A 13,984-nucleotide genomic window follows, 5' to 3' on the forward strand; every position below is an offset into this window, starting at 1 on the left:
AGGCATAAATACGGGTCTGGTTAGTTACATGAATCGCTTGCTGGCCAATATCAATTAATATAATGCCTGCAACAAAAAGATAAAGCTGGCTGCCTGTAAAATAAAAAGCAGCAATGCTAATCAGTTGCATAACGAGGCCAACCATCAGGTTCTTACGCGGATCCTTGTCATCACTCCATTTACCTACTATAGGCGCAGCCAAAGCACCTGCGGCACCAGCAATACCAAACAGGCCAATCTGCAACGATTGAAACTCAAAAGGCGGATTAGCCAGAAACAAGACCATAGTGGTCCAGAATGAACTCAAAATAGCAAAAGCCAGGAAATTAATAATCGATGCTTCCCTTAATACAGGTTGCGACTTTACATAACCCCACATGCTGTACATCAGTTGACGGTAAGTGCCGGTAAATGTGGGCAGGCTCTTCGGAAAACGCTTCGCCATGAGAAATAGCAGGAGGAAACACAAACCAGCAGCAATTAAAAACATGGCCCGCCAGCCCCATAAGTACCCAATGCTGCCACTAATGGCGCGTGAACCTAATATTCCCACCAGCAAACCACCCATAATGATACCAATGGTATGGCCTCTATTTTCGTCGCTGCTTAAATTGGCAGCCATTGGCAGAATCAACTGGGGTACAATTGATGAAGCACCAATAAGCACACTGGCAATTTCGAGCAGTAGAAAGGAATGCGAAAAAGCAGCCAGTAACAAGGCGGCTACAGCCACACCTGTGATAACCAGAATCTGCTTTTTACGCTCAAACATATCGCCCAAAGGAACCAGCAAAAACAAACCCAGTGCATAACCGCCCTGGGTAAGATAGGTAATCCTTCCAGCAAAACTCTCCGTTAGCTGGAACTCCTTTGCAATCAAAATTATCAAAGGTTGACAATAATAGATGTTTGCCACGATCAATCCCGTACAGAAGGACATCAGTAGCACGTCAGTACGACTCAATTTCATTTACAAAGGTATATTACCGTGTTTTTTTCGTGGATTTTTTACTGCTTTATTCTCCAGCATTTTGAATGCTTTTATAAGTTTAATCCGTGTATCGGAAGGCACAATCACCTCATCCACAAAACCACGTTCAGCAGCCCGGTAGGGATTGGCGAAAATCTCTGAATACATTTTTTCCTTCTCCAGCCACTTTTCTTCCTGGTTTTCGGCACTTGAAATTTCCCGCTTAAAAATAATTTCAGCGGCCCCTTTAGCACCCATCACTGCAATTTCGGCAGTTGGCCATGCATAATTTAAGTCGGCACCAATATGTTTAGAATTCATCACATCATAAGCACCACCATAGGCCTTACGCGTAATCACCGTAATGCGTGGCACGGTGGCCTCGCTAAAAGCATATAATAACTTGGCCCCATTGGCAATGATGCCGTTCCATTCCTGGTCGGTTCCCGGTAAGAAACCTGGTACATCTTCAAATACTAATAAAGGAATATTAAAGCAATCACAGAAACGAACAAAACGAGCTGCTTTCACAGAAGCATGGTTATCCAACACCCCAGCCAGGTATGCTGGCTGGTTGGCCACTACACCAATACTTCTGCCGGCCAGACGGGCAAAGCCTACTACCATATTTTCTGCGTAATCTTTATGCACCTCCAAAAAGCTCTCAGCATCTGCAATGGCCGTAATCACTTCCCTAATGTCGTAGGGTTGATTGGCGTTCTGCGGCATGATGTGGTCTAACGCTGGTCTGCTTTCCTCGCCCAGGGTATAAGGTAATACCGGTGCCACTTCTTCACAATTTTGAGGCATATAACTCAATAGCTGTTTGATGTGGTTTATGGCATCAATTTCATTCGTACAGGCAAAATGAGTAACACCCGACTTCGTGGCGTGTGTTGTTGCACCACCAAGTTCTTCTGATGTCACTTCTTCATGAGTAACGGTTTTCACTACGTTCGGACCGGTTACAAACATGTAAGAGGTGTTTTCTACCATGAGAATGAAATCTGTGATGGCTGGTGAATATACTGCGCCACCTGCACAAGGGCCCATGATAGCCGAAAGCTGGGGTACCACACCCGATGCCTGTACGTTTTTGTAGAAAATATCAGCATACCCTCCCAGAGATACTACACCTTCCTGTATGCGGGCACCACCGCTGTCGTTCAAGCCAATAACAGGTGCACCATTCTGCATCGCAAGGTCCATAATTTTACAGATCTTCTCGGCATGGGTTTCTGAAAGAGAACCGCCAAAAACAGTAAAGTCTTGTGAAAAAACGTACACTAACCGGCCATTAATCTGTCCATAACCGGTTACAACACCATCACCAGGATATTTCTCTTTCTCCATGCCGAAATCAGTACTCCGGTGGGTTACTAACATCCCTATTTCTTCGAAAGTACCTTCATCCATCAAAAAATGAAGACGTTCTCTGGCAGTTAATTTGCCTTTTTTATGTTGACTGGCTATACGTGCTTCGCCACCGCCTGCATGGGCCTGTTTTATTTTATCCTGAAGTAAGGTTAGTTTATTCTCCATTCGTATGCGCTATTTTTATAAATGTAAAAAATTACCAGCGATATTGTAGTCTGGCCGTAAATACATCGTCTTTTAAGTCTGTTGTATAATCCGGCAACAGTGTATCCCCGTTAACCACATGTTCATAGTAAAGCGTAAATTTCACCCGGTCGCTGGCTGAATAGGTAAGGCCATATCCCAATGTGCTAAATTTTATGTCGGCAGCGGTTGTGTTGTTGTTCAAGCCAATCTGGTTTTCCTTAATTTTAGTATTGGGGTCGTATACATCATAAGCGGCAATTGCGGTAAACTTTGATGTCATAATCTGCTGCGTTAACCATAGGTAATAACCATCAAACTCACGCAGATAAAGATCTGTCGGCGGTTGTTCATCAAAACTTTTGCTGGCCTCGGTACCAGTAAAGTCCTCAGAAACAGCAACGCCGGGCTGTTGTCCCGTCACATATTCGGCCTTTAAGGTTGTTTTTCCAAAAGGATTATCATACTCCAGTTGCATATCGGCACCATAATACTCCCTGCGCGCATGGTATCCAATATAGCTGGGGCTGGTATTTTTTGTGAAACCATCATCATTACTCGTGTAATAGCTTTCCGTATTATTGCGCACAGAACCATGGTAATAGGACCCACCGAACCCAATTTTTAATTTGTTGCTGGCCAGGCTGTCAAATTCAAATTTCACATTACCAATAATGTCTTTCTTCGAATCGTAATCTCTGGAATTATAACCACTGCCATTAATTAAACCAAGCTCTGCGGTAAAAAAGCTAAACTTACCAATCGGGTGATAAGCCAGCATCACACCAATATCGCGTTCACGCGGCATGATGGTTTGGAAAACCCTGGCCCGTTCCGGAAAATCGCGGTTACCTGATGAATATGCAATAGAGTAACCAAACGGACGGTTAAATAAACCGGCTGTTAATTCCAATGATATTAAATCTGGATGGTGCAGTTTGATGTAAGCATCCATCAATTGTACGCCGTCTTGTGTAAAATCGAGTTGAAAAGCGAGATTAGAAAATTTGTCATCCCGTTCAACTTTTAAGCGGCCACGTCTTATCATAAACCTGTCTTGCGAATTTTTGTCAAAATCACCACCAGAAAACGACGAAATGCCTGGCGACTGCGCATGTTGGAATTGCGTTTGCAAATATCCTGAAAATTTTAGGTTCTTAAAGTCGTTGGATGCGGGCTGGTTATCGCTTTGTGACCATACGACAGTAGGAAATATAATAAAGGCTAATAAAAATAATCTTCTCATTGTAATGTTAACATATCAAATCGCTAAATTACAGTTAATGACTTGTTATATCTCATTTTCGTTACTTTTTTGCAATTTTATTGAGCAAGACTCGTTATTTTGTTTACTTGGAATTACATTTGCTATTGACAATTCACAAGAATGATTGTATGGAATTGAAGAAAAGAGATAAAATAAGTATAGTCCTTGCTTTTTTGGGCATCTTCCTCGTGAAGATGGTCATTTGTGTAGCGCCTGTATTTATCAATCAATTCGACAAACAAACCATCAACGATGTGATCATGCAAGTGGAGCTGGAACATGGAGCTGATACTGATACTGGCAAGAATTTTAAAGTTGCTGATATTAAGTTAACAGATTACCTATCTACTTATCATTATATTCCCTTGCGTTACCATTTTCAGGTTGACAATAGTTACATAGAGCATATAAAGCGCTATGTGAACCCCTATCATCCTATGGTGCCTACACCGCCTCCCAACTCCCTATCTTAAGTAAACCTACGGTATCTAATTATCGAGGTGCCGTTGTATAAATTATTACTTAAATAAATTAAATTCATTTTTATGAAAGATAGGAATTCAATCTTTTCGGGGTTGGAGTTAAAACAATATTTCTCAAAAAGGAACTTAAAGCATGATTTACCAGCCAGTATAGTGGTATTTCTAGTCGCCCTTCCCTTGTGTTTGGGCATTGCTTTAGCCTCTGGCGCACCCTTATTTGCGGGTCTGTTAACCGGTGTTATCGGTGGCGTGGTGGTAGCTTCTTTGAGTGGTTCACAATTAAGTGTTAGTGGACCAGCCGCTGGCCTAACGGTTATTGTACTGGGTGCCATTACCCAGTTAGGCGATTACCAAACTTTTTTAATGGCTGTAGTACTTGCCGGAGCCCTGCAACTGGGCTTAGGTTTGTTAAAAGCCGGATCAGTAAGCAGTTATTTCCCTTCCAGTGTAATCGAGGGTATGCTTGCGGCAATTGGGGTAACACTGATTTTGAATCAGATTCCCTATGTGATGGGTATAGATCCCTCACAGTATACAATATCTGCCCTAACCAGCGGAAACACAAATTTCGGTATTGCCGCTATCGTTATCGGCTTACTTTCATTGGCCATATTAATATTCTGGCCTAAGTTTAAAAAGCTTAGCAGCGTGCCTGCCCCTTTAGTGGTGGTTGTTCTAGGTATCGCTTTGGCTTATGTATTTAAAAATACAGGATATGCAGTTGATGCCAAACAAATGGTGGCCATCCCAGAAGTAAACGGGTGGAAAGATTTCACTGGTTTATTTATGATGCCAAATTTCGCTACCATTCAGAATCCACAAGTATGGGTAGTGGCTGGTACCATTGCTATTGTGGCCAGTCTTGAAACATTACTTGGAATTGAAGCGGTCGATAAACTCGACAAACTAAAACGTACCTCTCCATCTAATAGAGAGTTAGTGGCACAAGGTATTGGAAACATGACCAGTGGTATGCTGGGTGGTTTACCCATGACTTCGGTAATTGTTAGAAGTTCTGCAAATGCCAACTCGGGCGCTAAAACCAAAATGTCGTCCTTTTTCCATGGTTGCTGGTTATTGTTATCGCTGTTGTTTATCCCTGGTGTTATCAACATGATTCCTTTAGCCTGTTTAGCTGCGGTACTATTATTCACAGGTTACAAGCTAACCCGTATCGATTTGTACAAACACATGTACAGTAAAGGCTGGAACCAGTTTGTTCCTTTCGTGGTTACGGTTATCGCAGTGTTATTAACAGATTTACTTAAAGGTGTTGCAATCGGTATGCTGGTATCAATCTTTTACTTATTGCGTACCAATATGCGTAACCCTTATTTTTATCAGTTACAGCAAGATGGTACTAAGAAAGATCTACGAATTAACCTTGCAGAGGAAGTTTCGTTTTTAAATAAAGCAGCTATTCAGACAATTTTAGCTAAAATCCCTAAGGAAACAAACGTAACCATTGATGGGACGAACTCAAAATACATCGATTCAGATGTGTTAGAGACTATTTTTAACTATAAGCATAATGCTTATTCAAAAGGGATCATAGTAACGTTGAAAAACATTAAAAATCACTATGAAATCCCAAAATTATCAGACAATCTAGTTCAAGAAATAAATAAATAACATTTTATGTGCGCAAAATTAGAAAAACAACATACTCACGAGATAACATACGAAGGCCTTTTAAAGGGTAATAAAGATTGGGTTGCAGCAACCCTGGAAGAAGATCCGAGTTTCTTCGAGCGCCTTTCAGCTGGCCAGAAACCACCAATTTTATGGATTGGCTGTTCAGATAGCCGCGTACCTGCCAACCAGATTACCAATACCAACCCTGGTGATATCTTTGTTCACCGTAACATTGCCAATGTGGTTGTACATACCGATATGAACATGTTAAGTGTATTAGATTACGCGGTAAATGTTTTAGAGGTAGAACATGTGATTGTATGTGGCCACTATGGATGTGGTGGTGTTGCCGCCGCTATGGGCAACAAACAACATGGTATTATCGACAATTGGTTGAGAAATATCAAAGATACCTACCGTTTACACTTCCATGAACTGGATATCATCTCTGATCCTGTAGAACGAGGTAATCGTTTGGTTGAGCTTAATGCTATCGAAGGTGTATTCAACCTGAGTAAAACTTCTATTGTACAAAACCGTTGGGCAAATGGAAAAAAACTTTCGGTTCATGGCTGGGTTTATTCCTTAGAAACCGGTCTGATCAAAGACCTTAATGTAAGTGTTCAGTCTAATGACCACCTGGGTTCAGTATTTAAAATTGAAGGACTTACAACATCGTCATAAATCTCGAAATTCATTAATAATAAGCCGGATCTGCAAAGATCCGGCTTTTTTTTTGCCTTAAATTATTAGGTATGGGGCCCATACATAGGTGTTAAGTCGCCGTTATAAGGGTGTTTAAACGGCTGTAGCCGTTCTAAGGCCCTTGAAAGGCCCTTCTAACCCCCTTCTAAAGCCCTTATAACTATAGCAAAAACGAGTTTTTTTGTTTAAAATTTTTGTCTTGTATCAGCATAGCTATACACGGTGTCCTATACTGAAATACGTTTACAAAAAAGTCTTGTTACTACTATTTATTTACATTGATTTTTGTTCCTACATGCTGTTTACATTTCTTAAAACGGACCTCTTAAATTTCCTGTATTGGTGTAGTTATACGTTCGGCATTTTCCTCCAATTCTTCGTTCATCCTGGAATGAATACTGACGGCGCTTATTATTCCAAAACTAATCCGAGCCTCGCATATGCTCATCCCGAGGCTATGGCCCGCCATACAGCGCGCTTTTTTCTGAAGGCGTAATAAACCGTTGTTTACTTTGTTGGTAAACCTGAGAGATACACTTAGCATTATGTGTATAGCTTTTTTAACAATTGCAAACACAAATCGCTTCTTTAATCATTTGATTCCTTATTGGAAATGTAAAAAACCTGTTACGTTAACAAGTTCAGTTGTGCTCACATCCTAAGAATGAATGAGTTTCAAAAAAGCAAATTTTTACGGCCTAAGGGGTGTTTCAGTTTGAGATGTCAAAATTTGTATTTTCATCAAAATTACGCTCTGGGAGTGCTTTAATTAAAGTAAAGTAACTCCAAATCCAACAAGCGTGTACTATAAAATCAAATTAATGTATGAATGAAAACAAAGGTTTTGAACCATGGTTACAACATGGACCTAAATTTCGAAAAGCCTTAATTGTGCTTAACCTTACAGGAATGTTCCTCATTCCCGTAAGTTCGCTTTCAGCAGCTGTGCCAGCCGCTTATCCATCAAAAGAAAAACATGTCAAAAATTATCGGTTACTAATTGACCTTAAGGGGAGGGTAACTGATAGTAAAGGTTTGCCGCTACCGGGGGCAACCGTTCGTGTTAAAGGGGGTAAGCAAGCTGTTGTTACAAACAATAACGGGGAATTTACGATGGCGAATGTTGCCGAAAACGCCGTGCTCCTGGTTTCTTATACAGGATATGCGACTAAGGAAATTCCTGTAACTGCCAACAGCCCGATGAGCATTGTTCTTGAAGAAGACGCTGCTAACCTTAATGAAGTTGTGGTAGTGGGTTATGGTTCTGTTGACCGTAAAGAACTAACTAGTGCGGTAACCACGTTACGGCAAGAAGACCTAGTTTCTGGTGCAGTATCACCGCTTCTTGCCATTCAGGGAAAAGTGCCGGGATTAAATATCAGTTCTTCAAATGGAACCGATCCAAATGCTGGCATGTCGTTACAACTCAGGGGAGTAAACTCAGTAAACGCTTCCCAAGGGCCATTGGTGGTTATTGATGGTGTTCCAGGTGGCGACCTCAACTCGGTTGTTAAGGAAGATATTGAATCTATTAACGTGTTGAGAGATGCCTCTGCTGCTGCCATATATGGTACGCGTGCATCAGGAGGTGTAATTCTTGTTACCACTAAAAGACCGCAGGCCGGACAGCCATCTGTAACGTTCACCACCGAATTGTTCACCGAGACGGTAAGAAAACGCCCAGAAATGTTGTCGGCTGAGCAGTTTGTAGCCAACGGCCTAGGTGATGATTTAGGACATAACACAGACTGGTATGATGAGGTTACCCGAAACAAGCCTTTTAGTCAGCGCTATGTGTTGAGTATGAGCGGCGGTTCAGAAAATGCGAATATCCACACGACAATTTTTAAAAGAGATGCCAAAGGCATTGCGATAGGATCCGGACGTAGTGAAATCGGTGGTCGGATAAACAGTAACTTTAAAATGTTTAATGGCATCGCAGAGTTGTCTACCAACGTCAGCTACAACCAGGTTAATGCCGACTTTTCCAACAATGATATCTTTAACATGGCATTGGTGTTAAATCCAACGGAAACCCCTTACAACTCACAAGATGTAACCGGGTACAATGTTATGGTTGGAGGTTATGACTACTGGAACCCAGTGGCAGAAATTAATCTGCGCTCAGATCAACGGCAATATAAATACTTGCTTGCCAATACCACGTTGAAGATCAATCTCACAAAGGATTTGTTCACTTCTGGTACTTTCGGCATAAAAAGCAACAATGATTACGGCCGCTTCTACCGTTCTGCCCAACACCGCGAATCAAGGTTAAATGGTATCGACGGCTATGCAAGCCAGGACTATAATCAATATGAAGACCGGATTTTCGAGTGGACAGTAAACTACAATAAAAAGTTTGGTGAACACTCCATTAATGCGGTAGGTGGTTATAGTTACCAGGATTTCAATGGACAAGGGTTTAGTGCCAATAATTCCAACTTCCCAGTTGATGGTATTAGGGAGCATGACATGGGAAAAGGAACTTTCATTGTAGATGGACGTGCCGGAATGAATTCCTTTAAAAACCCGTCAGTTAAACTAGCTGCTTTCTTTGGCCGTTTGAACTATTCTTTTAAAGATAGATACATTTTAACTGCTGCAATTAGACAGGAAGGATCATCAAAATTTGCGCCTGGAAACCGATGGGGTACATTCCCAGGATTGTCTGCAGGCTGGCGTGCGTCTGAGGAGTCTTTCATTAAAAACCTGAATTTCTTTGACGATCTTAAATTCAGGGCTGGATACGGTGAAACCGGAAATGAAGGATTTAATGCCAATGTGGCTACCCGCATGTATGGTGCTGATGCCTGGTACCTTGTTAATGGCAACTGGATTCGCACCTATGGTGTATTGCACAACCAGAATCAGAACATTCGTTGGGAGGTTAAAAAGGAATATAACGTCGGTATGGATTTCGCTTTCTTCAATAGAAAGCTGTCTGGCCGTATTGATTATTACAAACGTAAAATCGACGATTTAATTTACGACATCAGCGTATCGCAGCCGCCGGCCATTCATGATAAAACCACAATGAATATTGGAAGTATGCAAAATGAAGGTTATGAGTTCGAATTGACTTATAATGCAGTAAATAATACAGATTGGAACTACACTACCAGTTTAGTGGCATCGCATAACAAAAGTACACTGAATTCCTTATATGGTAGCCAGACTTTCTCCGACAGGAAAGGATTCCCTGCGCCAGGTTCTCCTGGTAACGCCGTAAGGCTCTATCCGGGTGAGGATATAGGCCAATTTTTTATCTGGAAATTTGCAGGCTTCACCCCCGAAGGCAACTGGATGTTGTACGATCAGAACAATGAGGCCTTTGACGTAACGAAACGCAATAAAACGAATGCTGATAAGCGCTTTATCGGTAACGGTATTCCCAAATTGCAATTGTCATGGAACCATACTGTATCCTATAAAAACTGGGATGCAAGTGTTTACATGAGGAGCTGGTTAAACTATGACGTGTTTAATATGATAAACATGTACTACAGTTTGCCAAATGTTAAGGGGCAGAACGTGTTAAAAGATGCTTACGATAAACATAAAGACATTAGGGGTGAAAAAGAGCTAAGTGACTATTGGTTGGAAAAAGGTGATTTCCTAAAGATAGATGTGATTAGTCTTGGTTATACCTTTAATAAAAGTCTGATTAAGCCATTGAAAAACCTAAGGCTATACGCTACTGGCAGGGACCTGTTTGTATTTACAAAATATAGCGGTTTAGATCCGGAAGTTAATATTAACGGATTAGAGCCTGGTTTTGAAGAGCGTAATGCCTACCCGAAAACCAGAACATTTATGTTCGGATTACAAGCTAATTTCTAGGTTAAAGGAATTTAAAATAAAAAACATGAAAAATAAATACTTATGGACCATTGCTATTTCCGCTATTTTAATGGGAGGTTGCACTAAACTGGATCCGGAATTTTATAGTCAGGTAACACCTGAAAACTTTTTTAGAAGTGAAAAAGATGTACTTGCTGCGTTAAACAGGCCGTTTACGCATGCCCGTTGGTATGTAGGTGAGGACAGGTGGAACCTGCAGGAATATACTGCAGATAATTTAGCTATAACCACCAAAGGTCGCCACTGGTATAACGGTGGCGAAAATGAACGCTATCACTACCACAAGTGGACGGCTGATGACGGATGGATCTGGGGAGCCTGGCGTGGAACATTGATGGGGGTAGCGCTGGCGCTAGACACTAAGTCTGACCTTGAAAAGCTGGATTACACCCGGTTTGCACTAACAAAACAGGATCAGGACGCTCACCTTAACCAGCTTAATACCCTTGTGGCTTATTTTTATCTTCGTGGCCTGGATTATTTTGGTGGTATGCCAATCTTTACTGCCCTCGATCAGGAATCACTACCCCGGAGTACCGATCAGGAACTTTTTAATCACATTGAAAGCATCCTGAAAGAAGCGATTCCCAAACTGAACAAGAAACAGGCAGGTGAAAGGGAAGAAGGTGCACTTAAGCAAGCAGCGGCTGCAGCGATGTTAGCACAGCTTTATTTTAATGCCGAAGCTTATATCGGAAAACCGATGTACAACGAAGCCATGAAACTGTCTCAGGATATTATCAACAATGAGTATGGTGTTTACACGCTTGATAATACATGGAATGGTCCGCATGGTTTTAATAACGACCGTTCGCCAGAAATTATTTGGTCAATTCCTTCCCAGTTTAACAGGTTACAATACGACTGGTTTTATTCAGTGTTTTATCATTATAATACCAGACAACATTTTAACACTGATATGGGTGCCAATAATGGTGCACACTTAACGCCATCAAGAAAACCAGACAGCACCCTATACTCAGCTGATTTTAAGTTAGGTTCTCCTTATGAAACTTTTGATAATGCTGATTTACGTAAAAAGCCGTTCAAGTTTCTTGGCAACGGTAATTACGAGGGCATGTTTATAAATGGCCTTCACAAAACGCCTGCAGGTGCGGTTATTAATGGTGGTGAGGAATATAAAGATCAGCCTTTAGTTTTCAGGGACCAGGTAGCCCGGTTTTCTGAAGTGGGCCCGGGTAAGAAGTACAGTTCTATTTCCCAGTTAGAGTCAAAAATGGCAACCGGGGAGGAAAATACCGGTGTACGCCCAGTTAAGGTGCCTATACCGCCACTAACTGAAAATACGCTTCGCTGGGGAGCCGATAATCCTGTAATTCGTTTGGCAGAGATCTATTATATGCTCGCAGAATGCAAATGGAGAGCAGGGGATAAGGCAGGTGCCGCTGAACTGATTAATACCGTGCGGAAGAGAAACTTTGCGGGTGGTATCGATCCAAATCCAGTAACTGCTGCTAATTTAGATCAGAACAGGTTTCTGGATGAGTGGAGTATAGAATTCCTGGCAGAAGGCAGAAGGAGGACGGATCTGATCCGCTGGAATGTTTTTACAACAGCGAACTGGTGGGATCATCAGGCATCAGGTTCAACCCACCTGAACAGATTTCCGGTGCCAACTGAGGCGATATCCGGAAATAACAATTTGACCCAGAATCCAGGGTATTAAAATGGATAATGAATATTAAAAAGCCTGCCTCCGTTATCTGGAGGCAGGCTTTTTAGTGTAATAAATTTTTATGGCTTAATCTTCAGCTAAAAACGGGTAACGGTAATCTTTAGCAGGTTCAAAAGTTTCTTTGATGGTACGTGGAGATACCCAGCGTAACAAATTGATCATCGATCCAGCTTTATCGTTTGTACCAGAACCTCTGGCGCCACCAAATGGCTGCTGACCAACAACTGCTCCTGTACACTTATCGTTAATGTAGAAGTTACCTGCTGCGTTACGCAAACGTTGTGAAGCCAATTCAATCGCATAACGATCTTGTGAAATAATTGAACCTGTTAACGCATAGATAGAAGTTTTATCAACAATATCTAATACCTGCTCAAATTCTTCGTCGTTATACACATAAACGGTTAATACCGGACCGAATAATTCTTCACACATGGTGGTGTACATCGGATCATTAACAACCAAAACAGTTGGTTCAATGAAATAACCTTTAGACTTGTCGTAGTTACCACCAGCTATGATCTCTACAGATGGATCATTTTTAGCCGCATCAATGTATTTAGCCAGTTTATCGAATGAGTTTTCATCGATTACGGCATTAATGAAATTACTGAAATCTTCTGTAGGGCCCATTTTGAAGGTCGCTAAATCGCGAACCATCAATTCTTTGATTTTTGGCCACAAGCTTTTCGCCACGTATACACGTGAAGCAGCAGAACATTTCTGTCCCTGGTATTCAAAAGCACCCCTAATGATGGCTGTGCTTGATGCTTCTACGTCTGCAGAGCTATGAACCACGATAAAGTCTTTACCGCCGGTTTCACCAACTATACGAGGGTAAGTTTTAAATTTATGGATGTTGTTACCAATGGTTTTCCAGATGTTCTGGAATACACCCGTAGAACCTGTAAAGTGTATGCCTGCGAAATCAGGGTGGTTAAAGATCACTTCACCTGCATCCGGACCAGAAACATAAACCAGGTTGATTACCCCATCAGGTAAACCAGCTTCTTTTAAAATTTGCATGATTACGTTGGCTGCATAGATCTGCGTATTAGCAGGTTTCCATACTACAACATTTCCCATCATGGCTGCAGAAGTAGGTAAGTTACCTGCAATGGCCGTGAAGTTAAAAGGCGTCAATGCAAACACAAAACCCTCTAATGGGCGTTGCTCCACACGGTTCCATGCCCCTTTGGAAGAGATTGGCTGTTGCTTGTAAATATCAGACATGTAGCTTACGTTGAAACGTAAAAAGTCGATAAACTCACAAGCTGAGTCAATTTCGGCCTGGTAAGCGTTTTTACTTTGACCCAACATGGTCGCTGCATTTAATTTGTAACGGTAGGTACCTGCAATAAGGTCGGCAGCTTTTAAAAAGATAGCCGCACGGTGTTCCCAGCCTAGGTTTTCCCATTTTTCCTTAGCCGCTAATGCAGCGTCAATTGCACGGGTTACATGGCTTTGGTCGCCTTTACTATAAGTTCCTAAAATATGTTGATGATCGTGTGGAGGGGAGGTGGTTACTTTATTTTCTGTATAGACTTCCTCTCCGCCAATATACATAGGTATATCAATTTGTTTGGAGCGGGCATCAGCTAATGCCGCTTTTAAAAGTTCACGTTCTTTACTTCCTGGTGCATACCCAAAAATGGGTTCGTTGGTTGGTATGGGTACGTTAAAAAATCCTTTTAGCATGATCTCGATTGTTGTTTGTACAAATATAGCGTAATTTTTGTAGCCATAAATAGCTTGGGCCGCAGGCAAGGGTGATTTATGGTTCATAATGCTTATTTTTGAAAACT

Annotated in this window: 10 protein-coding genes; 5 read left to right on the top strand and 5 right to left on the bottom strand. The window is 41.6% G+C overall.

Annotated features, from left to right (window positions below; translation table 11 throughout):
* The 3 genes from ACR2F3_RS12330 to ACR2F3_RS12340 form a co-directional block, all read right to left on the bottom strand.
* Window positions 1-970, bottom strand: a 970-nt coding sequence (locus tag ACR2F3_RS12330; RefSeq protein ID WP_432710276.1) for an MFS transporter, incomplete at its 3' end; no start/stop codon positions are given.
* Window positions 971-2,512 carry an acyl-CoA carboxylase subunit beta gene (locus ACR2F3_RS12335; RefSeq protein ID WP_432710277.1) on the bottom strand — a complete coding sequence of 514 codons (1,542 nt, stop codon included), beginning with the start codon at window positions 2,510-2,512 and terminating at the stop codon, window positions 971-973. It lies immediately after the preceding gene.
* Between the two features lie 31 nt (window positions 2,513-2,543).
* The gene (locus ACR2F3_RS12340; protein ID WP_432710278.1) at window positions 2,544-3,776 is read right to left on the bottom strand and encodes a porin; all 1,233 of its coding nucleotides are present in this window, start codon (window positions 3,774-3,776) and stop codon (window positions 2,544-2,546) included.
* A 149-nt stretch (window positions 3,777-3,925) separates the two neighbouring features.
* Here ACR2F3_RS12340 and ACR2F3_RS12345 point away from each other — a divergent pair, with 149 nt between their 5' ends.
* From ACR2F3_RS12345 to can, 3 genes are all read left to right on the top strand, one after another.
* A complete protein-coding gene (locus ACR2F3_RS12345) occupies window positions 3,926-4,270 on the top strand; it encodes a hypothetical protein (RefSeq protein ID WP_432710279.1) in 345 nt (114 codons plus the stop codon).
* A gap of 72 nt (window positions 4,271-4,342) precedes the next feature.
* Window positions 4,343-5,911: a SulP family inorganic anion transporter gene (locus ACR2F3_RS12350; protein WP_432710280.1), complete on the top strand. Its 1,569-nt coding sequence runs from the start codon at window positions 4,343-4,345 to the stop codon at window positions 5,909-5,911.
* Window positions 5,912-5,917: 6 nt separating this feature from the next.
* Window positions 5,918-6,598 carry a carbonate dehydratase gene (gene can, locus ACR2F3_RS12355; protein WP_432710281.1) on the top strand — a complete coding sequence of 227 codons (681 nt, stop codon included), beginning with the start codon at window positions 5,918-5,920 and terminating at the stop codon, window positions 6,596-6,598.
* Window positions 6,599-6,944: 346 nt separating this feature from the next.
* Here can and ACR2F3_RS12360 read toward each other — a convergent pair whose 3' ends face one another.
* Entirely contained in the window at window positions 6,945-7,163 is a 219-nt protein-coding gene (locus tag ACR2F3_RS12360) for a hypothetical protein (RefSeq protein WP_432710282.1), read from the bottom strand.
* A 281-nt stretch (window positions 7,164-7,444) separates the two neighbouring features.
* On the opposite strand from ACR2F3_RS12360, the gene ACR2F3_RS12365 reads away from it, so the two are divergent.
* Together ACR2F3_RS12365 and ACR2F3_RS12370 are read left to right on the top strand one after the other, a co-directional pair.
* Window positions 7,445-10,462 (top strand): SusC/RagA family TonB-linked outer membrane protein, encoded by a 3,018-nt coding sequence (locus ACR2F3_RS12365; RefSeq protein ID WP_432710283.1) that lies wholly within the window; start codon window positions 7,445-7,447, stop codon window positions 10,460-10,462.
* Window positions 10,463-10,487: 25 nt separating this feature from the next.
* Window positions 10,488-12,170, top strand: coding sequence for a RagB/SusD family nutrient uptake outer membrane protein (locus tag ACR2F3_RS12370; protein WP_432710284.1), 1,683 nt, complete (start codon window positions 10,488-10,490; stop codon window positions 12,168-12,170).
* Window positions 12,171-12,245: 75 nt separating this feature from the next.
* Here ACR2F3_RS12370 and pruA read toward each other — a convergent pair whose 3' ends face one another.
* Window positions 12,246-13,877, bottom strand: a complete 1,632-nt coding sequence (gene pruA / locus ACR2F3_RS12375; protein WP_432710300.1) for an L-glutamate gamma-semialdehyde dehydrogenase — start codon at window positions 13,875-13,877, stop codon at window positions 12,246-12,248.
* Window positions 13,878-13,984 lie beyond the last annotated feature (107 nt).

The organism is Pedobacter sp. (genome assembly GCF_045627485.1).
GTDB lineage: Bacteria > Bacteroidota > Bacteroidia > Sphingobacteriales > Sphingobacteriaceae > Pedobacter.

Coding starts and splice junctions, on each gene's coding strand:
- ACR2F3_RS12335 (WP_432710277.1), bottom strand. CDS start 2,512: ATGGAGAATAAACTAACCTTACTTCAGGATAAAATAAAACAGGCCCAT.
- ACR2F3_RS12340 (WP_432710278.1), bottom strand. CDS start 3,776: ATGAGAAGATTATTTTTATTAGCCTTTATTATATTTCCTACTGTCGTA.
- ACR2F3_RS12345 (WP_432710279.1), top strand. CDS start 3,926: ATGGAATTGAAGAAAAGAGATAAAATAAGTATAGTCCTTGCTTTTTTG.
- ACR2F3_RS12350 (WP_432710280.1), top strand. CDS start 4,343: ATGAAAGATAGGAATTCAATCTTTTCGGGGTTGGAGTTAAAACAATAT.
- can (WP_432710281.1), top strand. CDS start 5,918: ATGTGCGCAAAATTAGAAAAACAACATACTCACGAGATAACATACGAA.
- ACR2F3_RS12360 (WP_432710282.1), bottom strand. CDS start 7,163: ATGCTAAGTGTATCTCTCAGGTTTACCAACAAAGTAAACAACGGTTTA.
- ACR2F3_RS12365 (WP_432710283.1), top strand. CDS start 7,445: ATGAATGAAAACAAAGGTTTTGAACCATGGTTACAACATGGACCTAAA.
- ACR2F3_RS12370 (WP_432710284.1), top strand. CDS start 10,488: ATGAAAAATAAATACTTATGGACCATTGCTATTTCCGCTATTTTAATG.
- pruA (WP_432710300.1), bottom strand. CDS start 13,877: ATGCTAAAAGGATTTTTTAACGTACCCATACCAACCAACGAACCCATT.